The 24,059-nt window shown below is 52.8% G+C and carries 19 protein-coding genes and 1 riboswitch; of the genes, 6 read left to right on the top strand and 13 right to left on the bottom strand.

Translation table 11 applies throughout. From position 1 onward, the window contains the following. Positions 1–102: 102 nt before the first annotated feature. The 11 genes from D6Z24_RS17240 to D6Z24_RS17190 form a co-directional block, all read right to left on the bottom strand. A complete protein-coding gene (locus tag D6Z24_RS17240) occupies positions 103–762 on the bottom strand; it encodes a WecB/TagA/CpsF family glycosyltransferase (RefSeq protein WP_198419577.1) in 660 nt (219 codons plus the stop codon). Between the two features lie 242 nt (positions 763–1,004). Continuing rightward, complete coding sequence (locus D6Z24_RS17235) at positions 1,005–2,216, bottom strand: glycosyltransferase family 4 protein (protein WP_129127857.1); 1,212 nt, start codon at positions 2,214–2,216, stop codon at positions 1,005–1,007. A gap of 35 nt (positions 2,217–2,251) precedes the next feature. Beyond that, on the bottom strand, positions 2,252–3,508 hold the full coding sequence (locus D6Z24_RS17230) for a glycosyltransferase family 4 protein (RefSeq protein ID WP_129127856.1): 1,257 nt from the start codon (positions 3,506–3,508) through the stop codon (positions 2,252–2,254). After that, positions 3,505–5,967 (bottom strand): nucleoside/nucleotide kinase family protein, encoded by a 2,463-nt coding sequence (locus tag D6Z24_RS17225; RefSeq protein ID WP_129127855.1) that lies wholly within the window; start codon positions 5,965–5,967, stop codon positions 3,505–3,507. The genes D6Z24_RS17230 and D6Z24_RS17225 overlap by 4 nt, the downstream gene beginning before the upstream one ends. Positions 5,968–6,037: 70 nt before the next feature. Continuing rightward, positions 6,038–7,075: a glycosyltransferase family 4 protein gene (locus D6Z24_RS17220; protein WP_162605166.1), complete on the bottom strand. Its 1,038-nt coding sequence runs from the start codon at positions 7,073–7,075 to the stop codon at positions 6,038–6,040. Between the two features lie 262 nt (positions 7,076–7,337). Further along, complete coding sequence (locus D6Z24_RS17215) at positions 7,338–8,576, bottom strand: O-antigen ligase family protein (protein ID WP_129127853.1); 1,239 nt, start codon at positions 8,574–8,576, stop codon at positions 7,338–7,340. Positions 8,577–8,709: 133 nt separating this feature from the next. Then, on the bottom strand, positions 8,710–9,888 hold the full coding sequence (locus tag D6Z24_RS17210) for a glycosyltransferase (RefSeq protein ID WP_129127852.1): 1,179 nt from the start codon (positions 9,886–9,888) through the stop codon (positions 8,710–8,712). A 47-nt stretch (positions 9,889–9,935) separates the two neighbouring features. Beyond that, on the bottom strand, positions 9,936–11,462 hold the full coding sequence (locus D6Z24_RS17205; protein WP_129127851.1) for an oligosaccharide flippase family protein: 1,527 nt from the start codon (positions 11,460–11,462) through the stop codon (positions 9,936–9,938). 29 nt (positions 11,463–11,491) lie between these two features. Next, positions 11,492–12,856: a right-handed parallel beta-helix repeat-containing protein gene (locus D6Z24_RS17200; protein WP_162605164.1), complete on the bottom strand. Its 1,365-nt coding sequence runs from the start codon at positions 12,854–12,856 to the stop codon at positions 11,492–11,494. 254 nt (positions 12,857–13,110) lie between these two features. Further along, positions 13,111–13,692, bottom strand: a complete 582-nt coding sequence (locus tag D6Z24_RS17195) for a hypothetical protein (RefSeq protein WP_129127849.1) — start codon at positions 13,690–13,692, stop codon at positions 13,111–13,113. A 158-nt stretch (positions 13,693–13,850) separates the two neighbouring features. Further along, on the bottom strand, positions 13,851–14,381 hold the full coding sequence (locus D6Z24_RS17190; RefSeq protein WP_162605163.1) for a UpxY family transcription antiterminator: 531 nt from the start codon (positions 14,379–14,381) through the stop codon (positions 13,851–13,853). Positions 14,382–14,834: 453 nt separating this feature from the next. On the opposite strand from D6Z24_RS17190, the gene D6Z24_RS17185 reads away from it, so the two are divergent. Then, positions 14,835–15,500 carry a hypothetical protein gene (locus tag D6Z24_RS17185; protein WP_129127847.1) on the top strand — a complete coding sequence of 222 codons (666 nt, stop codon included), beginning with the start codon at positions 14,835–14,837 and terminating at the stop codon, positions 15,498–15,500. A 166-nt stretch (positions 15,501–15,666) separates the two neighbouring features. Here the strand turns inward: D6Z24_RS17185 and D6Z24_RS17180 are convergent, their stop codons facing one another. After that, on the bottom strand, positions 15,667–16,536 hold the full coding sequence (locus D6Z24_RS17180) for a response regulator (protein ID WP_129127846.1): 870 nt from the start codon (positions 16,534–16,536) through the stop codon (positions 15,667–15,669). Between the two features lie 72 nt (positions 16,537–16,608). Next, a riboswitch (cyclic di-GMP riboswitch) is annotated at positions 16,609–16,685 on the bottom strand. 207 nt (positions 16,686–16,892) lie between these two features. On the opposite strand from D6Z24_RS17180, the gene D6Z24_RS17175 reads away from it, so the two are divergent. Genes D6Z24_RS17175 through D6Z24_RS17155 form a run of 5 tightly spaced genes read left to right on the top strand, consistent with a single transcriptional unit; the run spans position 16,893 to position 21,377 of the window. Continuing rightward, complete coding sequence (locus D6Z24_RS17175) at positions 16,893–17,372, top strand: 4Fe-4S dicluster domain-containing protein (protein ID WP_129127845.1); 480 nt, start codon at positions 16,893–16,895, stop codon at positions 17,370–17,372. Position 17,373: 1 nt separating this feature from the next. Next, complete coding sequence (locus D6Z24_RS17170; RefSeq protein ID WP_129127844.1) at positions 17,374–19,176, top strand: aldehyde ferredoxin oxidoreductase family protein; 1,803 nt, start codon at positions 17,374–17,376, stop codon at positions 19,174–19,176. 10 nt (positions 19,177–19,186) lie between these two features. Further along, positions 19,187–20,413 (top strand): NAD(P)/FAD-dependent oxidoreductase, encoded by a 1,227-nt coding sequence (locus tag D6Z24_RS17165; protein ID WP_246014708.1) that lies wholly within the window; start codon positions 19,187–19,189, stop codon positions 20,411–20,413. A gap of 12 nt (positions 20,414–20,425) precedes the next feature. Further along, positions 20,426–20,710 carry a MoaD/ThiS family protein gene (locus D6Z24_RS17160; RefSeq protein ID WP_129127843.1) on the top strand — a complete coding sequence of 95 codons (285 nt, stop codon included), beginning with the start codon at positions 20,426–20,428 and terminating at the stop codon, positions 20,708–20,710. A gap of 1 nt (position 20,711) precedes the next feature. Beyond that, the gene (locus D6Z24_RS17155; protein WP_129127842.1) at positions 20,712–21,377 is read left to right on the top strand and encodes a HesA/MoeB/ThiF family protein; all 666 of its coding nucleotides are present in this window, start codon (positions 20,712–20,714) and stop codon (positions 21,375–21,377) included. A gap of 46 nt (positions 21,378–21,423) precedes the next feature. Here the strand turns inward: D6Z24_RS17155 and D6Z24_RS17150 are convergent, their stop codons facing one another. Then, the gene (locus D6Z24_RS17150) at positions 21,424–24,045 is read right to left on the bottom strand and encodes a PAS domain S-box protein (RefSeq protein ID WP_129127841.1); all 2,622 of its coding nucleotides are present in this window, start codon (positions 24,043–24,045) and stop codon (positions 21,424–21,426) included. Positions 24,046–24,059 lie beyond the last annotated feature (14 nt).

Below are 24,059 nucleotides of genomic sequence, written 5' to 3'. Positions count from 1 at the left end.
GGAAATTCCCATGACGTTACAGGTCAGGATGCCGTTGTTGTGAGGCGGAGCGTTCTACCAGGGCGGTAAGTGCGTCCATAAAACCGGGCGTGCGGGGATGGTCTATCGCTTGAAGAGAATCTTGTATTTTTCACGGGCGATCCAGTAAAGGAATATGGGGGTCGATCTCATATTCCTCTCCCAAAGTCGACAAGGTTCATGCAAAAAACGGGGGAGCCATTCAAGTCCAACCTTCTGCCAAAAAACGGAGGAGCGTTTCTTGGTACCGGCGTAAAAATCAAACACTGCTCCGATTCCAGCGATAAACGGCACGGTGAGTTTGTTCCTGTTCCGGTATATCCACTTTTCCTGCTTCGGAGCAGTCATGCCCACCCACAAAACATCTGGCTTAGATGCGTTGATCGCTGAAATTATCGATTCATTTTCTGTGTCACTAAACTCTTTAGTGAATGAAGGTGAGAGTGTTCCGCATACCGTTATCGATGGAAATTCACGATTCAGTCGTACTGTTATCTCATTTAAGACATGATTTGAAGAGCCGAGAAAAAAATATCGTCCCCCCCCTAACCGATCTAAAGTCTTTGTGAGCCCATAAAAAAACTCGAAGCCTGCAACCCGACTCAATGTAGTTTGATTGAGAGTTCGCGAAGCGAGAACAATTCCTACGCCATCTGGGAGCAGAAGATCCGCTTGCAGAAGGGCTGTGTGGAAAGGTGCGTCTCTTGATGCGATCACGAGTGAATGGGGGTTTGCGCAGGCCATGTACTGTCCGTGGTGTCCCACGAAAATCAATCGACACGCTTGTTCAATGTCGCCGCTAACGCCGCGGGCGCTGACTTGATATCCAAAGATGTCAACCACCGGTGTGTGTTGTGTCATTTTGATAAAAATAATTTTATGGCATCGGGGTTGAGAACCTTCTGAGAAATGTGAAGTAACATTTTATGAAAAAAGTGATTAAGTGTAGTAACGTTGAGTGAGACAGATGACGTTTGTTTATTTTGCTAAAATTTTTTATTTCTGTAATCAATGGCAAATTGATAAATTTGGATAAGCTCATTGTAGTTAACATCTGCTGTATATTTTTGCAAAAATGATTCTCTTGCGTTTGTACCCATAGTTGATAATTTGTGATCATTTTCCCAAATATTTTGTATCTTGTCTAAGAGATCTTTGGCATCTCCTGGCTGGAATAGTGTCCCCGTACTCTCTTCTGCAATTATCCAAGGCATTGATCCAAGTCTGGAAGCTACTACTGGGATGCCGAAAGCAAAGGCTTCCCGAATGACCATTGGGAACCCCTCGAAGCAGAGCGATGGGATTACTAGCAGGCGAGCCGTTGACAGCCTTGTCTGTGCCTCATTGAAGGATAATTGGCCTCGGAAAATTATCTTTTTAGATAAACCGGCAGCAGATACTGAATCTTCAAGTTTTGAACGCTCAGGACCATCTCCAATGATCTCGAGGAGTGGTGCCTCACGGCCCCACAGTTTCCACGTCTTTATGAGGACGTTGCAGCCTTTTTCAACACTGAGCCGCCCGATAAACGCAACCTTGCGTATTCTTTCCCCCCACGGCAATGGCTCTGGAGGGGTAGGGTAAAAGTTGGGTTTTACGAATACACGGGCGCTAGGGAGTCCGGCATTGCAGAGGATATATTTCTGGAATTCGGTCAACGCTATAAAAGCGTCAACCTGCTTCTCCCAGGTTTTCAGTGTGCGGTGAAGCCATATCATAGTCGCCAGAGGGGCCGTTGCGAAGATTCCACCCCTGTAACATTTGTGGCGTAAGGCTGGGCCAACGCTTCGCTTATCAAGGCATTCGGTACATGGACGTCCCTCCCGCATCAGGATGCCGGCTGCACAGAAGGTTCGGAAGTTATGAAGGGTTAGAACCGTTGCTGGCCTTGAGTTCTTTGCGGCATAAAATACTGAAGGTGAGAGAAGTGGGAAAGTGTTGTGGATATGGAGAATATCAAATGATTTCGTCCTGCTTAACTGTTCTGTGGCCCATTCGCTAAAAGGATTCCAAGGAGCACTCAGCGCGCCACGTACGCAGCCCCACACTCCCTGGTTTCGAATCTCGTCATTGTGCCGCACTAACTGTGTAAGCGTGTGTCCGTGCTGGCGCAATAACAAGACCTCCGCATCGAAAGCCATGTTTTCGCCACTGGGTGATGATGAACCATAGTAGTTATGACCTAAGATAATATTCATTGCTTTGCTAGAAGGTCTTCGATTGGTTTTGCCGACTAATTCTGCCTGTGTTTGAATGCCTCGGCAGAGACAGCTTCGATGTAAAGTTCCCTTTGAGCGTATCCCTGCTGCTCCCAGAGAAACTCTTCCAATCGCCTTCTTCCCTCAGCGCCGAGCGCCTGCCTCAACGCCTTGTCATTGCCTAGATGAATGAGCGCTGCGGCTAAATCTTCTACTGCTTGACGTGGGTTCTTGAGAGTGATCTTGATGCCGGATGCTTCAGTTACGACCTCGCCAGGCCCCCCGCAATTCAAGCAAACTACCGGGATTCCGACTGCCATGGCCTCAAAGATGACGGAACAGGCAGAGTCTTTCAGGCTTGGGTGTAGTAAAATATCAGCTTTTTCAAAGTGGCCCAAGGCTTCCTGGTGGCTCGTTTGGCCGTGAAAAATGACCTTCTCGCCGATACCAATGGACGAACAAAGGCTTCTCAGGTGTTTCTCTTCCGGGCCTGATCCGACAATATGTAATTTTGCGGCAGTGTTAGCCGTAGCCAATCTTTTAAAGGCCTGGATTCCCATGTCAAATCCTTTCCAGTGGATCATTCTTCCCACCATTAGCACGTTGAGTATGGGCGTATCAATTGGGTTGCAATAACTCAAAAATTTATCTTCAATTTCGTATCTGTTAAGACCATTTCCTGGCATAGATCGAATCTTGCCTGGAAATGCTTTTAACAATGCTAATTCGGTCTCAAAAGTGCGACTTATTATAATTGACGCCTTTTCCCCTGTTCTCATGGTTAAAGGATCAAGATAGCGTGCCCAGAACCGAATTAGGCATCTGATGAATTCAAACAACTTCCATTTCAATTTGAACATCCTCCAAAATGTCAGAGGAATTGTTTCGTACCCCCCCAGTGGCCCCCAAATAAAAGGAATTGGTAGCTTCCAAAGGAGGGTGGGGAGCCAGACGTTGCCAAACGTCAGGTGGTGTGCTAGATCAAAGTCGATTTCTCTAAGAAGGCGTTTTGCGTGACGGTAAGCCGCAACCTGCCAGAGACAGTAGTAAATATGGAGTCCTTTTGCGCCTCTTTTCCAAAAACAAAACCAACCAGGTAAATCTATGTATATAAAGTGCAAAGACGTGCAAGGATTTAAACGCATTTCCTCCTCAATCACTTCGCGATTGTTCCTTCTGGTCAGCACCCATACTTCATGGAACAGGGCAGCTTGTTTTGCCAGATTCCATCCAATTCCTGGTTCTGAACCTTTATTGGGTTCGCAGGCATAGGCGGAGACGAGTACTTTCATGTGATGTCTGGATAGTTTGATTGCAAAAGGAGACTGTGTATGCAGGCGAGGACATAGGACGTGGAGGTGTTTTCTGAAATGGCAACGGTTTCTTGACGGGTTACCTGCCTCAACAGGTAAAGCATTAGATACCCGGGTAACTCATGATCGCGCACTCCTGAATAGTCCAGTATCGGCCCCCAAAAGGTGTCATTGCGTATGGACAGCAGGCGCATGATGAGTTGCTTCGGGGAGAGAGATTCACTCAACTTGGCCGGCATGAAAATTCGGTGGAAGAAATCCTGCAATGCAGGCGCTTGGACATCGAAATATTCCCAGTCAAATACATAGAGGGAGTTGTCACTGAGCAGCAGGGTGTTCCACGGGGCGTAGTCTCCGTGGCTGGGCCACGCACGCGCAGCGCTTTCCTTGAAACTGGTTCTCACGAAGTCTATGGCGCTAGTCAGAACTAAGGGGAGGGCGCTTTCGTAATAGTGTGTGACAATGTTCGTAAGGAGGTCGTTTAACTGAATTGATGCTGACTCTGCATCTATCCAGTACGTAAGAAACAACCTGTCCAAGTGGTCCGGTTTTAGATGTCGTGCGTGTGAACCATTTTCTGGCCCACTAAGGAATAAATACCGAATGTTTTCCACTATTGCGTCATAGAGAACTACGGGATGCCTGAATGGAGTCGCTTGAGATTTAGTAATTAACGTCAGGGCAGCGTTCTCTGTATCAAAAAGTACTTTAAGTGTGTTGTTTATGTCGAGCTTGACATACGCGCTTACTGTATCGTCCACTGCGACCTGGGCTACCGTTTTGCGGTGCGGTCCTGGAGTGCCTGTGGCAAAACTGACTGTGGCTGTTGGCTCAGATAAGATACTTTGTATTGTCTTGGAATATTGACACAGCCTTTCAACTACTGCTGATGATGGCAATGTGCGGAAGAGTAAACGGGTGGACAGAGGGGATGGGAGAATTGACGCGACAGATTTTGCCAACCGCCCTGTCGTTGATGCGGGATGATACAATTGTAGCGCTCTCCGTGGGGGGACTTTGGGGTGTCGCCAGACTTTGGTGCCGGAACGGGGCCCAAATCCAACCCATGTCAGAACGTGTTTAAGACGTTGACCGGTAACCCGTGCTGATTCTTCCAAAATTTCGAACTGTACCCTCTGGATTGAACTCAATTCATCTGTTCCCGTGTCAATTTCAACTGTTGGCTCGTTGACGAGAAGAAGATCGAATTTATCAATTTGAGTCTTGATTTCTTCGGTAGTCAATTCTGGCTTGCGTCTATAAACTTCAGTCGCTGAAGCCTTCAGCATAAAAACAATATCAGGTCTCGGCACAAATCTTTGTCCAAACCGCAAAACAGAAGAAGGGAGGCGGAAGCCATAGCGTTGCGGATTAACGATGATGTCATAATACCATCGCTCGCCGACAATGAGGGCGGTTGCCACTTTTTGTGGGTAGACCAGAAACCAATAGCCAAATGTGAAATCGGTAAGATAGTATAGATACCTCACAAATGAAGTGACTGTTCCGTAAACGGCTTCTCGTTGTGGTTCAGGACTCGCTGGAGTTGGTCTCTGCATATATCTGGAGAGTTTTGGCAGAAAACCGGGACGCCAATGGAAAGACCATGATCGCCTGTATATTCGTGGTCGTTTCTGGGTTACGGCTTGGGCGATCGTGGATTTTCCACAACCGTCTGGCCCCACAAGAACTACGAAAAGGCCCGTGGGGTGTAACAGTCGGTGAGTCAGCCGGAGAAAGTTTCTCCACAGACTGTGAAGCCACAGCAACGGGTGTCTACTCCAGCGATGTTTTCCCCAGGCTTGCCAAACGCGCATTATTGCTGAGTTGGCATCTTTTAAGGTTTTTGCTGTCCCAATGGATTTGATGATTCCCTCTGTATCGCAGCCTTGGAAACTCTCTTTTATTATAAGGTAATCCGCCGCTTGCAGTCGTTGAAGAATTTGCTGTAGATTGTCCAGTTGGCTCTTGTTAGTAGTGAGCATGAAATGGGCAGCTTTGGCCGCTCTTTTTTTCAAAAAATAGACGGCAAGGTCTACATCGCTAGCCCGGTACCCCCATTGCTCCTTTACCCGTCTTGCCACCAACTCAAGAGTATTTATGTTGTAACGACTGATGCCATAAGGATCCCAGAGGCAATCGAGGGACAAAATATCTTGATTTTGTTGCTCGTTTGAAACCAATGTGTAGCAAAAGCCTGCCGGCACCTCGTAGTACAACCGCTGAAGGATCTTAACCTCTCCTAGACCCTGCATTTCTAGAAGAATAGGCTCTATTGTGCTTCTAGGATCAGCATCAAGCGCCAGATCAACATCGGAAGTAGTGTCAGGGACCTGACCGCTAGCGGGCGTTAAGATGGCGTAGGGGACATGTCTTGCCTCAATCCTTTCGAGAATCGCCAAAAGGAGGTATGATCTAGACGTTTCAGTTCCTGTCATAGCGATGTTCCTTCTTCTTCTCTAATGGCCTGAGTGTACGTAAAGGGAAGGAGTTGCTTGGGGAACAACATCAGGAATGCAGTGCTCTCTCGCATGCATAGGCTAAGGAGTCTACAGCCTTGTCCAAGGTGTAGGCAGAAGCAATTTCGAGTGACCTCCTGCTGAAATGGGGGATAATAGCTGGCGACTCCAGAAAGCGTGAGAGGATTTCGACCAAAGCCTTGGTATCTCGCGGTTCGATTGAAAATCCATTTCGCCCCTCGTCAACGGTTTCTCCGATGCCACCGTCATGAATAGAAGCTATGATTGGCAGTGCCATGGATATTGCCTCGAACGGTGCCAAGGCCCGATAATCCCCTAACGTTGGGAATAAAAATACGTCGGCTTCCTTATACCACGCCCATAATCCAGAATATGGTTGTTTTCCATGGAAGACAACGTGATCGGATAATCCCAAAGCGTGGGATTGTTGCTCCAGGTTTTCTCTGTATGGTCCATCTCCCACGACATCAAATATGAAACGCCCACGATACTTGTGCATAAGTAACTTCATACCATCTAGTACATACTGCAGTCCTTTCAGTTCGACTAGACGCCCTACGAAAAGGAAACGTATTGTGGGGGGGGACTTCCTTGAGGGTTGACCTTTACAAAGATCGTTTCTTGCTATTCCGGACATTAATGCCATATCAGATACTACATAAGGGCGTACTACAATATTTCTCTCTGGAGCATGCAATACATCGACAAGATAATCCTGTCCCTCAAGGTTATTTGTAAGGATGACATCAACATTATTGGCTACTGCAGTACGAAGTACCCGCCTAAGAAGTGATATTAGTTTATTTTGGGCAAAACAAGGCCGTGTTTCCATCACCAGTAATACGCGGACTCCATTAAATAGTAGACGATAAATTATTGCGTAAAGGGACAAGAGGCTGAATTCATTCGTTATGAGAAGGTCAGGGCGGTAATAGCGTAGAGGTGCCATTACTGCAGGATTGATCAGGCAGATTTCATCAAGGCGCCCCTGTGTTCCCTGGTTGGCTATCCTTTCGGGCGGGTACATCCTTCTGATTCCGCCAAGGCATTCAACTTTGAATTTCAAAGGCTCCTTGTCTCCATGGAATTCGGTCGTAAATACACGGAAAGAGTGGCAGCGTTCCGAAAGAGATTCAAACAAGGATTGATTGTATAGAAGGCTACCGCCTGAGCCTAGAATTGGCACAAGCCAACCAACGGTAGCATTTCGAAGTTTTAACATGTTGAGCCGTTCATTTTGTGTGGAGAAGCGCTCGGGTTTCTGGTTCCATACTTGGAGTCGCTGTAGGGAGCGACCTGATCGGGTCTACCCGTGGCCGCAGATTAGTTTATTGATGGACGACTATACGGCGAATGGCAGAGGCACAGACCATTACGAAAACAAAAATCGTAAGGTTAAAGTTGAGATTTTGAAAGGATGGGCCTGTTAAACTACGAAAGAAAAGGAAAATAAAGATCACGGCGATTTCTGTCCAAATCAGCCGATGTTCAAGCGACCCAGTGCACGCTTTATGTCTGGATAGCCAGATGTTGTACGTGACGCTTGCGACAACGATCGAAAAGGCAGCAAGCCCGATAATTCCAAGTCCGAGTAATACCTCAAGATACGTATTGTCGACGCTCGGCACGCCGAACAGCATAAACTGACTGGCATAGAAGCCATGTCCAACGATGGGAGATTTATAAACTTGGTCAAGGACTAAGGGCCAGAAAAGAGTACGTCCTGTGAGAGAGGTGAAATGCTCAGACGACTGACCTCTCATAAAATAACTCATCAAGAAGTCGCATAAAGGGAGAACTAATGTCATAAACGCTCCCAGGGTTATGAATGAAGCAGCTAAAAGTATTTTCCTGTATGTTATAACCACCAATGTCGTGGCAGCTATAAAAGCAAACAGTGAGGTGCGGCTATGAGCCAGGATCATGGTAGTGATGCTGACACAGAGAATGATTGAGAGTCCTATGTAACTATTGTGTCTTTGCTGAGTGAACAACCAAGAAATGACACACACGGCTAAGATCCCGGAAAATTGTGTCAGGGAGTTTGGATTGATGGCTGGGAAAACACCTCCAAAGGTAAATGTAAAAGAGTTATCAACAAGCGGATTGCCCAACGCCTCTTTATGGGCAAGTGCTATTCCGACCGAGGCAGAAAGTACGAGGTACCATACCGATACGAGAACAATATTAACTGCATCTTCTATATCGCGCCACGTGTGGAGATAGGCGCCTACCGCGAGCCCTAAAGCCACAAATGTGATTACTTCAAATGCTTTATACATGGATAACATTGGGAATAAGGAATAAGTCCCTGACAACATCGCAAGAAGACCGTAAATGGCGAAAAAGAATAAACTGGCACTGGCGCTAGCTCGCTTACTTTTCAATAGATAGGCCAATAGCGCCATTGTACACATTACGGAAAGAATGATGATTCGGAGAAGACGCAGCGCGTCAATTAGTTCGTCACCCACGGCTTTACCCTCTCGTGCGCCGCTTAGAAAGATTGCTGCGACGAGTGACAGGAATACGAGGAACGCCACAAGCGGCTTTCTTCTTAAAGACATGAACCAGTCCCGCGGTCCTGGCAGAAATAGGCTGAGGACGAAAAAGCAAATAGTGGTGGCTGCTATTATAAAATGGTTGTTTTTCACGATTGTTTTGTTCGTGATTTACACTTTGCACAGCTAGTACATGTATTTACTTTGAAGGCAAATTTAGGGGCCTGATTCCGGTTAGATCAGTGGCTGAATCGTCATTTACCAGCCTTTTGAGCGCATTGAAAATTTCCTCGTGTTTACGTATGGTGTCAAATCTGGGATGGTACTTCCTTGCGTTATCGCTTAAACGTTTTCTTAGTTCCTTGTCCTTGTATAATGTGAACAACTTTCCTGCAAGATCATCAGCATCTCCAGCCCGATGTAGGATTCCGTCTTCTCCATCTACGATCATCTCAGAAATTCCAGCGACTTTAGCTGCGAGCACAACTTTCCCTTCTGTCATATACTCCATTACCTTGGTTGGATAAAGTTGAGCATTGTCAACCTCATTGCGCCATGGGATGACACAGACATTTGCTCGCCTGATCATGTTCATTAATTGCTTATGCTCCAAAAAGCCAAAATACTCTACATCCTCGACGGCAGCAAATTGTTTAATCGAGGATTCAGCATCCTCTCTAATTTTCCCAATGATCCAAAGACGAGAATCTGGTGCTTGAGCTTTAAATATTGAAAAAGCCCGCAGGAGGATATCCAGACCGCATTCATGAGAATGCAAACTCTTCATGCATAACACGTTGAATGGAGAGAATTCATTATCGCTTGCGTCCATACTTTGTTCTGGTAACCATATTGTGGTTTGCCAAGCAAGGATCTTCCTCTCTGGAATTCGGTAAAATTCAAACTGAAAATTAGTTTTGATACCCACAATAAACAGATCTGCAGTTTTGTAGACCAACCTCATGACTCGTCTGGTGAGCGCGATGCGGAATTCAGCAAGTCCGTTTACTGTGTCAGGACTCTTGATGTGTCTAATGGGGATATCCCAAACGTCAACGATCCATTTGATGTTGGCGAAGTGTTTTGCGATGAAACCTACCACACCTGTCACTGTGGGCTCACAAACTAATATGGCATCATCCAGATACTTACGGTGCTTAAATAACCAGTAAGTTGAGTAAAAAATCAGGCCTAATTTCCCAGAAAAAGGAGATCTGACGGTCTTGGTGCCCGGATGAAGGTAGCGGTCAAAATTTGCTCCAGATGTGACTATGATGGTGAGTGCTGAGAATCTGCTTAGGAAAATGACCCTCATGATATGTTCGAAGTTTTGGCCTTCGTCTCCCTGTGAGGCCGTTATGAATATGCTTTTAAACATGTTGGTATTCCTTGTTGTGATAAAAGAGGATGCTACCGTTTTAAGCTTCACAGTACGTCAATGTTTTTTCTAAAACTTGCATTGATTTGTAACCAAATCTCATGCCTGATTGGATGAAACCACATTGAAGTCAGGATAAGTAAAGACACTACAGTTAAAACTAAACTGTAAACTGCGCTTATTGAATCAAATGAAACGTGGTATAACAAATTTAATGAAATAGAGGCGACAATACCCAATGAACAGGCGCTGAACATTAACCTACTTGATTCTGGCAACAAATCCTTCAATGAGATACCGTTCTTGAAGTGAAATGAACTGGTTATTACACAACTCCCTAGTGCAATGGAGCACGCTCGACCTGCAACAACTCCTGCCCCTCCGAAAATAAGGCCAAGTAAAATTCCTATGAGTGTGTTAGAAACTGCGATGGTGACATGTGAGAACGTATTCCAGTAAAGATCGCCTGTTCCAAGGTAAGCGAAGTAGGCCGGGCTGTTCAAGGAATTAAGAAGCCATCCAACTGTGAGAAATGTTGCAAATATTACAAAGCTTGGTTCGTAATGGCCTATCCATAACTTGGAAACAAAAGGTGCGATCATTATCACAAACGAATATGACGGTAGTGATATATAAAACATTGCTTGGTAAGAAGTTAGATAGAGATGTTTGATCTTCTCCGGTGATTTTTCCTGTAATTCTGCTACAACAGGAACAATGACACCGTTGGCAGAGGTAGTGACAGATTGCAGTTGCGCTACCATTCGCGACGCCATCTCGTAATATCCGACAAGAGTGAGTTCGCCGAACTTGCTAAGTATCGCTTTTGTAATTGGATCATAAAGCATGCTCATCAACGACATGACCTGGAAGCTTGTCCCATACCCGATCATTTCTTTAAATAATGATCTGTCCCAACTTTGTGGAAAAAGTGAGATTTGTGGATGATATCTTTTCAGTAAAAAGCAGCTTGAGGCAACAATGTAGAAATTTTGGATGATTCTGGCCCATGCCAAGCCAAGCAGGCCGAAATCCCTCACAAGCAGAAGGCAGAACGCGAGGTAGACCAGCGCCCCTGTTATCTGCGTTGTACTCCTCAGGTCCATTCTTTGGACACCGTCCAAGCAAGATTGAAAAACCGTGCCTATCAACATGATCCAAACTGCAATAAGAGCATGAGGCAAGACTGCTAATGCTTCCGGTAACCTGTTTGAAGTTAAGACCAAAGATAGAACGTAGTAACATGCAGGATAAGAAAGTAAAAGCATTAGCCCGCTCACAACTGTTAATGCTAACAAAGCAGTTTGAACCACGCCATTTACTTTTTCTGGTTCACACTGTGAAAAGTATTTGGCTACGAATTTGACTATCCCTCCTGACATACCCATGTTTGCAATCTGAGAAATTGACGTTGAGGCAAGTACTAGTGACCAAATTCCAACTTTATCCACACCTATGGTCCGAAGAAGGAATCGGTATAGGAAAAGGAGAGTACTAGTTACGACCAGTGGTTGGATGATCGCTCCTAGAATGTTTATGAAGAGTCGCCGTTTGTTTAAATGTGCACCGGGCATTTAGATAATGGGAGCTGCTTTAAGTAGAGTTATTGCAGCGATCCTTGAATAGCGCCTCTGAAGGGGGCGTTGCCAGGAGTTTGGCCGAAATAATCGACATTGTACTCAAGCGGCAGGTCGGGCTCCAAAGTAGTTACAGAAAACGGTCCACTTTTCGGGCGAGCTCCCACTGGAGGAAGCAGCTTTATCCAGGCAGGTGACGCTGGTGATGGGACAAAATGCTCGGGTCGTGTCAATGATGTATCTGCAAATAATGGATCGCCGACTGAAGACCCTTTTTCACCTCCTGTTTGAGCACGCCACCCCGCGAAGTTTAGTGTTCTTAAAAGCTGAATTCCGAACAGACCAGTGCCATCAGGAAAGTAAAGGTTTTCTGCGAAAATATTTTGACTCAAAGGGACTTCGAGTAACACATGGAATGAAAGAGGTGAAAAAGATATGTTTTTACTGATAATTGCATAATCTGTTAAAGAATATAGATAAATGTTCACGTCATTTCGTGCTAGGGTATTGTGAATAAAGAAATTTTTGCCACGATTCGATCGGTTTATCCTCAAACCACCATCGAACCCATCTCTTGATCCGTTATCTGTAATAATATTGTATATCCACCTATTGTTTGAGCTATTATCCTGACCTTCTCCCGTCAGGGCCATGCCAAATTTCTGGTTGTGATGTGAGTAGTTTCTAGCAATGATATTGTTGTCACTTCTACGGTCGAGACTTGTCCAGATTATAGGTCCGGTATTGTTGTACCTAAACTCATTTTTGCCGAAATAGCTATTGCTGGTATTTTGGACTCCAAGACCGTGACCATCTAAGGTCTTATGTTTCCAGACCTCATTGAAGTCGTTATACTCCACAACATTTTCGACTACGTTTATCTTTTCTAGTCCTGCAGCTCCGTTTTCTGAAATTAAGTATATCCCGTTTCCATTCCAGCCTATGGTGTTCCCTTGTATTAAGATGTTTGAACTCGGCGAGCCGGCCTTAGTCGGGTCATTCTTTATTCCTATTCCAGCCCAAGCGTTGGCTGTAATTGTGCAGTTTATTATCTGTATATTGCTAGAGTTCACCACTCCTACTCCTATGCCGGCCCCTCCATAAAAGGCTATATTTTTTAGAGTAACATAGTTTTGTGCAAGGATCTGGACGACGGTCAGCTTGCATCCTTCGACACTATGGTCACTAGCAGAGCCGGTTGTAGGTTTATAGTAAATTCTTGCTCCATCAAAATACCAGCTTCCATCCAAAAGCTCAGAGGTAGATGCTCTAGTAAGAGGTAATCCATCTTGGAGCAAGCCTTCACATGTACCAGTATAATCTAAATAAAATTTACCTTCTGCGCTATTAGTCCAGCCAGATAAGACTACACTCCCATTGATTACCGGCATTGATCCGCTACCATATGTACTATATTCAATGCTGTTGCTAGAATTACCTGAATACGAAATAATTATGCCTGGGCCTTCGCGCCAAACATCACCTTTTTTCAGATATATATGGTCGCCTGGACTCAATATCGTGTGATTGAGTTTGTACAGCGATTTCCATGGTGTATCAGGATACAACCCAGAATTATTGTCTGATCCTAACGATGAACTGACATAATAATCAACTGCTAAAGCCCTAGCTGTGCAGCACATGGTTAATAGTATTGCTGTAAGTAACACACACACAATATTTTTACTCTTCCCCAAGAACTGAGGCCATTTATTGTTGTGGTCATAGCTAATCCCTCACACGCATGTTCCAGTTGTTCGCGGGAGATGTACCCGGTGGCAACGAGTAGTTCTCCAAGTCTTAAAGGGCTTTCGGCGGTGGCATCCTGGCTCTGCTGAAAATCAAGTAGGGCGGTTAGCTGCCTCCTGGTGAGCAGGCCGAGGCGGATAAACACCTCACCCAGCCTCTCCCCGCTGCGCTTTTGTTCGGCAATCGCCTGGTCGAGCTGTCCGCTGCCGATCTGGCCGGACTCGACTAGCAGGGCACCAAGCAACCGACGCTCTCCTGCCGCAACCTTTACCGCGTCCTCGATGTGGTTTAGGTGTCCTTGCAGGTGAAGGGTGATATCGACCTCTGGCGACGTCAGTACCCCCATCCTGACAAGTGTCTGTCCCAATAGTTCCTTGGTGCGCTTTAGGTTTGTCAGGGCGCTTTCGAGGTTATGCGGGGATAGAAGCTTGCCATCGACTAACAGCTTCCCGAGAGGGCGTCTCGACAGATTCAGCATGACATGCACTCCTTCCTTCCAGAGAGGAAAGTATTGCACTTATAGGGAGGGGAGGGGTATAGCTTCGCCGTGTCAGTCACATTCGGTAACTCCTGCCGAATGGCCGAGCGTTGCATCGCTATGGGGGAGGGGGCTACTTCTCAGAGTCGGCTTTTGTCCTAGGCCAGTTCCACTTCATCCTGATACATCTTCACGGCAACGCATCTTCCCATGATCGTCACGTTTACGTGCAGGAACAACTGGCCGTTCTTTCTACATATGCATCCTTCCACGCCCTTCAAGGGACCTCTGGTTATCCGCACGACCTTCCCAGGCTCCAGCTCCGGATGGACGTCCAGCTCACGATCGTTTGCCAGCAGGATCTTCAGGGCGGCGATCTGCGCTTCTGGCACCGGAGTGGGTGTCCCCGGGACCGTTGAAAGGATGCGGATGACACCTTGCGTTTTCAATAAATCCAAAAACTGGTCATGTACGGGAAGCAATCGGGTGAAGAGGTAGCCGGGGAAAAAGGGGGAATCGATGCGTTTTATCCTGTCTTTCCAGTGCCGCATCCTGTTTATGGTAGGGAGGTATACTTCAAATCCTTTTTCCCAAACGTGCTTTTGCACAACAAATTCGTGGTGCGCTTTCACGTACAAGGCGAACCATGCGGCAGATCCGCCCGTCGCTCTGTCTACTGGGAGTATCAAAGGCTGTCTCCTGATGACCGACCCTTGGAGGGAGTGCTCTACGGTTCAGTAGAGCGTCAGTCGGAGCGCGGGCCGCCTGTTGAATGTAGTTGCAATTCTGCCTTTTGGTAATGGATTTAGCAGCTCATTTGACGCAATTCTAGATAGCAAACCCACGTTGTCAAACCGCTCCACTGTGAGAAAAAAAGACGCAAGGCTGTGAAAAGTGACTACGATGGGGCCTGCTGACCTCATGCTTGCAAAGTGAAAGCGGGAGGATAGAATGGGCTCGGCATCTTGGTAAACTTTGTGAGTCACACAGAAAGTGATGAGACCATAACACCCTGTTTACACACAGAAGTCGGATCCATCTGCGACTCTCATTTTGAAACGTGGTTCAATGCTTGTGTGGGCAAGTCCAGCATGCATGCTAAACGCCGTGTACGAAATGAAAGGTGGTGGTGGCGATTGGGGATGGCCGTGCGCGGCCCGTTGTTTACCGTAATCATTACAGTATTTTCAACACCAAACTGGCTTCGTGAACAGATGGAGGATAATATGAAATGGTCATTTCGAAACATCCTCACATTGGTCGCCTGCCTCACGATCATACCAACTACTGCACTAGCATTGAGCTCTGACAGCTATACCTTGAGCACCAGCAACATCGGCCTTACGGGAGGGCCATACGCTACCGTAACGGCCGCTGTTTCCGGTCCGACGGCAACCTTTACTTTCGACGCCTACGATGGTTACAAACTCGGCGCCATAGGCCTGAATCTGATTCCTGATCCAGCTACGGTCAGTTGGACCAGTGACCCTGGGGGGCTTTACAACAATCCCACCGAACGGAACATGGATGGTCTTGGCGTTTTCAACTACACCTTTTCCATGATTGGCAGCGAAGGGCTTGCGGGAGCCGTTGATGGAGTCACCCTCACCCTGACGTGGGATGGCCTGAACCTAACCGACCTGAGCCAAATCATAGCGCTCAATGCCAAAGATAACTTCCTGGCCGCTCACGTCCTACCCCTGACCGGTGACACGTTCTACGCTACAACACCTATCCCAGCGACGGCCTGGCTGCTCGCCAGCGGCCTTCTCGGACTGCTAGGTGTCAGGAGGCGGATGCAAAGCTGAGGTCCCAGTTCCAAAGAGTCGGGTAACCGCAAGCGTGCTGGAAAACTTGCCCACCAACGAGGCCGCCGAATTCGGCGGCCTCGTTTTTCTTTGACTGTCAGTGCTCGCAAGCATATGAGTCAATGCTTCGACCAAAGCCTTCGCTCTGGCTGCGCACCGGCGCCGCTTAATACGTCTCAGCCATGGCGAGGGCGCGCTCTACTTTCACGGCGAGGGTGGCTTCGCGCAGCGGCTTCGGGATGAAATCGAAAAAGCCGCGCTTGAGTGCGGTAGCCTCCTCGTCCACCGTGGCGGTGGAGGTGATCAGGATCACGGGCACTTTCTCGGTTTCGGGGAAGGTGCGCAGGCTCTCCAGAACGGCGTAACCGTTCAGCTTGGGCATCTCCTTGTCGGTGATCACGAGGTCGAAGCGGTTCGACATGATTTCGCGGAAGGCTTCCATGCCGTCGCCGGCGCACACGGCATGATAACCCTTGCGCCTAAGCGATGCGGAGATGAAGCTGCTCACCGCCTTGTCGTCATCGACGACGAGCACGGCTTTCCTGTCGCCGGCTGCGGCCGGGGTCGATTTCAGGTAGTGCAGCTTGATCGCGGTCATGATCTCCCGCCGCGTGGAGACGTACGGCATTACCGTCACGCCGTGCTCTTTCTCGATGGCCTGCAGCACATCGCGCAGGGTGGGATCGCTGGTCGCGACGGCAAGCCTGTTCCCCTGCAGCTTCAGCGGGAAGACGAGGTTCGCCATGGCCACCTTGGGCGGAATCATCTTGAGCAGTTCGTCGGAAAACCTGTGGCGGTGAAAGTCGCCCAGGAACTTCTGGTTGTGCTGCCGCGCAAGGGCCTCGGCAAGCTCGTCCGGCGTCACCAGTTCCAGTTCTTCGAGTACGGTCCCGAATCGTTTTCCCTTCTTGCGGGCGTACGCAACGAGCCTTTCCACCGTCAGGGCGGACAGGATCCCCTGCTCCACGAAAATCTCGCCCAGCTTCTTCCTGGAACTCCCTTGGCCTTGTTGTGCCGCCTGATTTGGTGGGTTCATCGGGGCCTCCCTGGTAGCTCCGGCTTCTCTTCTGGACACAAAAAAGCCGGGGCTGAATATCGCATTGGATACTTCGGCAACCCGGCTGTCTCTTGGAGACCCTTTAGGCTTTCCGCCCCACTCTCGCGAATGGTTTAGTATTGTCGTTTATCGCTGAAATTATTTTCATTATGCTTACACTCATAGGCCTTCTTTTGTCAAGATGAAACAAGATGCGGTAATGACATACTTCTTCCGGACGCCGATCCTGACCGATCAGGACAACGAATAGCTCTGTGATTCGGGTACTCTCACAAGCTGGAGTTTTTCCGGTTCTATGTAATAGTTGTTAAACTTTCACTCAGGGAGGTCGCATCATGCAAAAGCTGATTCGCATCGAGCCGTCCAAGTGCATCGGCTGCAAGAGCTGCGAGATGGCCTGTTCCTTCAGGCATCGCGGCGAATTCGCGCCGAGCAAGTCCCGCATCATCAACGAGGTGTTCATGGAGGAAGCCCAGTTCATCACGGTGACCTGCATGCAGTGCAACGAGCCGTGGTGCATGAAGGCGTGTCCGAAGGGGGCCATAGAGAAGGACATGGCGTCGGGCATCGTCACCGTGGACGAGATGAAGTGCGTAGGGTGCAGAACATGCGTCAGCGCCTGCCCCTTCGGGATGATCAAGTACCTGGACGAGACCGGTAAAGCGGACAAGTGCAACCTGTGCGGCCCTGATTTCCCCGAGTGCGTCGCCTTCTGCCCGACCCATTGCCTGCAGTATTCCGAGGAGGATCTGCCGCTGAGGGAGAAGGTGCTGAGATTCGCGAGAACGATGAAAGACGGCCAGGGGGAGGTGTGATATGGGAAACGGCTGGCATGGCAAAGTGCTGCGTGTGAATCTGACCGACAAGAGCTGTACCGTTGAGCCCCTCAACATGGAGTGGGCGGCCGCCTTCATCGGGGGGCGCGGACTTGCTTCCAAATACTTAACCAGCGAGGTCGATGCGACCGTCGACCCATTTTCCGCCGAAAACAAGCTGATCCTCGCCACCGGCCCGCTCACCGGGACCTACGGCGCCGCGAACGGCCGGTACATGGTGGTGACGAAGTCGCCGCTCACCGGGACCATCGCCTGTTCCAACTCGGGGGGGTACTTCCCCTGCGAGCTTAAGTACGCGGGGTACGACCTCGTCATCATCGAGGGGAAGGCGGAGAGCCCGGTTTACCTGAAGATCAAAAACGGCGAGGCGGAGCTCGCCGACGCGGGACATCTCTGGGGGAAGACCACCGCCGAGACCGAGGACGCCATCCGCGCCGAATTCCACGGCGACGCCAAGGTCGCCTGCATCGGCCCCGCCGGCGAGTCGCTCGTGCACTACGCCTGCATCGTGAACGACAAGCACCGGGCCGCCGGACGCAGCGGCGTCGGTGCGGTCATGGGGAGCAAGAACCTTAAAGCCGTGGCGGTGCGCGGCACCGGTGGCGTGGCGACCGCAGACAACGCCGCCTTCCGCGCCGCGGCCCGCGACACCATGAAGATGCTGCGCCAGCATCCGGTGACCTCGGAGGGGCTCCCGGCGCTCGGGACGGCGGTCCTCGTCAACATCATCAACCAGAGCGGCGCGATGCCGACGCGCAACTCGCAATGCGGGACTTTCGACAAGGCCGAGGATATCTCGGGCGAGCGCCTGGCGCAGACCTATCTGAAGCGCAACAAGGGGTGCATGGGGTGCGTCATCGCCTGCGGGCGGGTGACCAGGCTTGCCGACCCGCGCTTCTCTGGTACCGGGGAGGGGCCGGAGTACGAAACGCTCTGGTCGCTCGGTGCTGCCTGCGGCGTCTCGGACCTCGCTGCCATCGTCCAGGCGAACTACCTCTGCGACGAGTACGGCATGGACACCATCACCATGGGGTCGACGGTGGCATGCGCCATGGAGCTCTACGAGCGCGGCCTGCTCGGCGACGCCGAGACCGGGATGCCGCTTAAGTTCGGCGACGGGGACGCGATGGTCAAGCTCGTGGAGATGACCGGCAAGGGGGAAGGCTTCGGTGTCAGGGCGGGGCTTGGTTCCTACCGTCTCGCGGAAAGCTGCGGTGCGCCGGAGCTTTCCATGTCGGTGAAGAAGCAGGAGTTCCCCGCCTACGACGGCAGGGCGATCCAGGGGATGGGGCTCGAGTACGCGACCAGTAACCGCGGTGCGTGCCACGTGCGCGGCTATCTGGTCTCCCCGGAAATCCTCGGCGTCCCGGAGAAGCTCGATCCCGAGGCGGTGGCCGGAAAGGCGGTATGGGCGAAGGCGTTCCAGGACGTGACCGCGGTGGTTGACTCCGCCGGGGTATGCCTTTTCACCACCTTCGGTATCGGCATTCCGCAGGTGACCAGGCTTTTCAACGCGGCGACCGGCAGCGGCTATTCCGACGAGCAGATGATGGAAATCGGCGACCGGATCTATACCCTGGAGCGCCTGTTCAACCTGAAGGCCGGGATCGACCCGTCCCAGGACACCCTCCCGAAACGCATCCTCGAGGAGCCTTTGCCGGACGGCCCGATGAAGGGGGCGGTGTCGCACCTGCCTGAGATGCTGGCGGAATACTACGACGTGCGTGGATGGGAGAAGGGGATTCCGACGGCGGAGAAGGTGAAGTCGCTGGGGCTTGCATAGGGGGCAAGGGATGACCATGTTGCAGTTCGACATCGTGATCGTCGGCAACAGCGCGGCGGGACTCCAGGCGATAAGGACAATACGCCGCCACAACCGCACGGTGCGCGTAGCGCTCGTGGACCGGGAGGCTTGTCCCGCCTACTCCCGGGTGCTCACCCCGTATTTCATCGGGGGGAAGACGCCCCGGGAGAACCTCTACATCGTGGATCTCCCCTTCTACGACGGGATGGGGGTGACGACGTTCTTCGGCAAAAGCGCCGTCTCCCTCGACCCCGAGCGCCGCGAGCTCGGCCTTTCGGACGGCACGACGCTCAGGTTCGGCTCGCTCCTGCTTGCCATGGGGAGCGAGGCGCGCCCCTTCAAAACCGGTTCCCGGCGCATCAGTACGCTCAGGCACATGGCGGACGCGGAGAAGCTCGCGTCCCTTTTGCAACCGGCCAGGAGCGTCACCGCGCTCGGCGCGGGGCTCGTGAGCGTGCCGGTGCTTTCCCATCTCTCCCGGGACGTTGAACGGCACCTGATCGTCGCCTCGGGGCGCATCTTCAGCCGTCTGCTCGACGCGGAGTCGGCGGCGCTTTTGGAGGAGCACTTCGGTACCGCCGGTGTAACCCTGCACAAACACGACGAGATCGCAGAGGTTCGGGAAGGGGAGCGGCTGCAACTAACCCTAGCCTCGGGAGGGACGCTCGCTACCGATGCCCTCGTCGTGGGGAAGGGGGTGATCCCGAACACCAGGCTCGCCGCCGGGGCGGGGCTTGCCGTGAAAGACGGCATCCTCATCGACGCGCGGTGCCGCACCTCGATCCCCAACGTGTACGCAGCCGGGGACGCGGCCGAAGGGAAGGACTTCGTCACCGGGGAGACGACGGTGCAGGGTAACTGGATCACCGCCGTCGAGCAGGGGGAGGTGGCGGCCTGCAACATGCTCGGGCTGGAGCACGTCTATGAAGGGAGCATGAAAAACAACATCACCGAGGTCTTCGGCCTCGAGGTGGCGGCCATCGGGTTCTGTTCCGACGAGGCGCCGCGCTCTATCGTGCACGGCTCGCCAGCCGCGGGGCGGTTCCGCAAGGTGTTTCTCGACGAGAGGGACCGGGTGATCGGCGCCGTGGTGGTCGGGGAGACCAACGATTCCGGGCTCTACTACCAGATGGTGCGCGCGCGACTGCCGTTTCCGGGGAAGCGGGCGCTGCAGGGGGAGAACCGGTACGCGGGCTTCATGCGGCAGATCGCCTGAGGGGCCGCGCTCATGGTGCTTCTTCGCATTTACGGAACGTTGCGCATGATGCTTGGGGGAAGGGAGTCCGTGGAACTCCCCTGGCGCGAGGGGGATACCGTGGGGGCGCTTCTCGCGCGCTTCCAGGCCGGCGAGCGGATTCCGGTGACCCACAAACTCGTCGACGACCGCTGCATGCTGCACACGGGAACCATCATCCTTTTGAACCGGCGCAACATCCTGCACCTGGACAGGCTTGAGACGCCGGTGCGGGACGGGGACGTCCTGGCGCTCTTTCCACCCGGTGCCGGAGGGTAGCATGGAGGAGCGTTACGCGAGGCAGCGGCTTTTCTGGGGTGATGAGCGGCAGCGCCTGATAGGGGAGAGCGAGCTCCTCGTTGCAGGCGTAGGCGGGCTTGGAGCCACGGTGTGCCAGATCATGGCGCGCGCGGGGGTGGGGCGCCTGCTTCTCGTTGACGATGGTGCGGTGGCCCTTGAGGACCTGCACCGCCAGAGCCTCTACGGGGAGTGCGATCTCGGCAGGAAAAAGGTGCTCGTGGCGCGGGAGCGTCTTCAGGCGATCAATTCGACCGTGGAAATCGTGGTTCGCGAGGAGAGGATCGGCTGCGGTTTCGCCGTTCCCGGCGGTGTCCCGCTCGTCGCCGACTGTCTCGACAACTACGAGGGTCGTTTCGCGCTCTGGGACGCGCTGCCTGCCGGATGCCGCTTGGTCCACGGTGGTGTGCAGGGGGACCGCGGGCAGGTGCTGACCCTGGTGAAAGGGGAGTCGCAGCCGCTGAACGAGATCTACGCGGGGAGCGTGCAGCCGGCGGGGGCGATAGAGGTGAGCCCTTACAGCGTCTTCGTCATAGCGGGGCTCATGTGCAGTGAGCTTTGCCACGTCATCGGGGGCTCAGCCAAGCTTCTCGACCGCTTCCTGGTGGTCGATCTCGTCGACCTTTCCCTATCCTTCCTCGACGTCTGATTTTCACCGAAGCCATTATTTTGATGGCCGCTTACAGGTCTCTCGCCTAATCCTTCAGGATGGGGAGGCGCATGGTGACCCTCGTGCCTCTCCCCGGTGTTGATTCGAATTCCAGGCTGCCGCCATGCTCTTTGACGATGGAGGAAGAGATGTACAGTCCGAGCCCGGTCCCCCCTTTATCGATTCTCATGGTGAAAAACGGCTCGGTCAACCGCGCGAGCACCTCCTCCGACATGCCGCTCCCCTGATCCTCGACACTCAGGTTCACCGTCGTCCGCTCAAGGTCGCACCATGTCCGGATCAGCACACCGCTGTTCTTGTCGGGCAGCGACTGCAGCGCGTTCATGACCAGGTTGATCACCACCTGGTCGATCTGCTGCTGGCTCCCCTGCACCGCGGGAAGGTCCCGTGCGAGCTCCAGGCGGCAGTTGTCCGTGTGGCGCTGGATATGGTGCCACAGGATCGAGGCGGCATTCTCCACCGAGCGGTTCACCTCGATGGTCCCCTGCATGTCCAGCTCGGCGGGCTTGCTGAAGTTCTTCATGTCCCGCACGATCTTGTCGATCTGCAGCGACCCTTCCCTGATGCCGTCATGCAGCTTGGGGACCATCTCCAGTACCTCGTCGTAGGGGAAGCCGCCGAGGCTGAAGTTCCCCTCCTCCTCCCTCAGCGCCAGCAGGCGGACCAGGGCGTCCCTCACGATCTGGGTGAGCACGGTGTTGTTTATGGAGATGCAATGGTTCGGGTTGTTGATCTCGTGCGCCACGCTGGAGACGAGCATCCCAAGCGAGCTCATCTTGTTGGTCTGGATCAGCTTCGCCTGGGTGGCCCGGATCTCATCCTCGAGCCGGAGCTTTTCGGAGATGTCGCGGATGGAGCAGAGCACGAGCTCCTCGTCTTTGAGCCTGATCCGTGTTCCCCTGAAGGAGATCACGATCTTTTCGCCCCCCGCCTTGTAGCTCACCGCCCGCTGCAGGACCCCCTGCGAGCCGTCGTGGTGGGCGAGCGCCCCCCTGATTCTCTCCAGGTCCCCCGCTTCGATCAGCGACTTCACGTCGAGGCGCGGCAGTTCTTCGTGGCGCAGCCCGTAGAGCGCCAGTGCCGCGGGGTTTGCGTCGATCACCTGCAGGGTCTCAAGCTTCATGAGGATGACGGGGTCGTCGTTCTGCACGAAGACCTGGTAGAAGCGCTCCTCGCTCTCCTTCAGTTCGCTCTTCGCCTGGGCGAAGTCGGTGATGTCGCGCCCCTCGGCGATCAGGTAGATCACCGCCCCCTCCTCGTCGCGGATCGGGGAGAGTGAGAAGTCGATGTGGTGTACCCCCCCCTCCTGGTCCAGGTGTGTGGCCCCGAAGCGGGCCGGGACCCCCTGCGCGCCGATCGATATCGAGGTGCGCAGCCGCTTGCGCAGTTCGGCGTCGTGGTTCCACCACGGGGTGTCCCAGTAGGGGAGGCCCAAGACCGCCTCCTTCTCGGCTCCGATGAGGGCGAGCGCGGTGCGGTTCGCGTCGACCAGGGTCCCGTCGGGGGTGAGAAGCCCCTGGTAGTGGAAGGCGTGGTCGGTGATGGAGCGCAGGAGCCTCTCGCTTTCCATGAGCTGCTGTTCCCGGTGCTGGATCTCGTTCGCCATGCTCTGCAGGTCTTCCGCCAACTGCTCGACCTCGGCGATATCCCCCTTTTGCCAGCGGGGAGACCTCTCGCCGCCGGCCACCCTGCGGGCGAAGGCGGCCAGTTCCTCCAGGCGGCGCGAGAGGCGGCGGGCAAGAAAGAGCGAGGCGGAAAGGGCGAGGAGCAGGGCGGCAAGCGCCCCGGCGGCCACGTTGCGCGTGGTGATGACCACGGAACGGTAGGCGGTCTGCACCGGCTGGGTCACCAGGACGTACCACCCCATGTGCGTGGACTTCATCATGGTTCCCACCAGGGTGCGCCCCTTGAGGGTGAACTCGCCGCTCACCGGCTTTTCCGAGAGGAGTCCGCGGCGCACCAGCGGGATGTCGCCCAGAAAGCGGGGAGGAGAGGGGGCGGTCCCATCCTTGGCGGCGATCACCTGGCCGTTGTGGTCGATCAGCACGATCTCCTGCCCGGTGCTCCCGGCGATGTCGCGCAGGGAACCGATCAGCTTCGCGAGGTCGATCTCGCCGATCACCACGAGGTCCCCGCTCGGGACCCCGACCGCGACCGACACGCCCCTGCCGGGTGCCGAAAAAAAGGTGTTGGACCAGACGATCCCAGCATAGTGGCGGGTGTCGCGGAAGAGCCGGTCCCGGGCGAGGCTCGTCCGCTCCAGGGCGCGGTGGTCCCGTTCGGTATGGCGGTGGTCCTTGCGGATGCCTGCCGCCTTGATCGTTCCGTCCGGGAGGACGGTGTAAAGCACGTTGAGCGATGCGGACGCCTCGACCTCGGCGTCGAGGATCTCCTGGAGGTCTCCGAAATAGTCCGGTTTGCGCAGTGGGAGGGCGGCCACCGCCTTGACGTCGGTGAGCGCGGCGGAGAGGTAGTGGTCCATGGCCACGCCGAAGGCGCGCGCCAGTTCCCGTTGCCCCGACTCCACGTCCTCCTTTATGTGCGGGAGCAGCAGGAATACGTTCAAAACGGCGACCAGCAGGAAGGGGATGGCGGCCAGAAGGGTGGACTGCAGCGACAGTATCCTGCGAAAACGGTGCGTAGTCACGGTACTCCTTGCCG

Origin of the sequence: Geomonas oryzae (assembly GCF_004117875.1) — a bacterium.
GTDB lineage: Bacteria > Desulfobacterota > Desulfuromonadia > Geobacterales > Geobacteraceae > Geomonas > Geomonas oryzae.
This window is presented reverse-complemented; position numbering and strand designations above follow the sequence as displayed.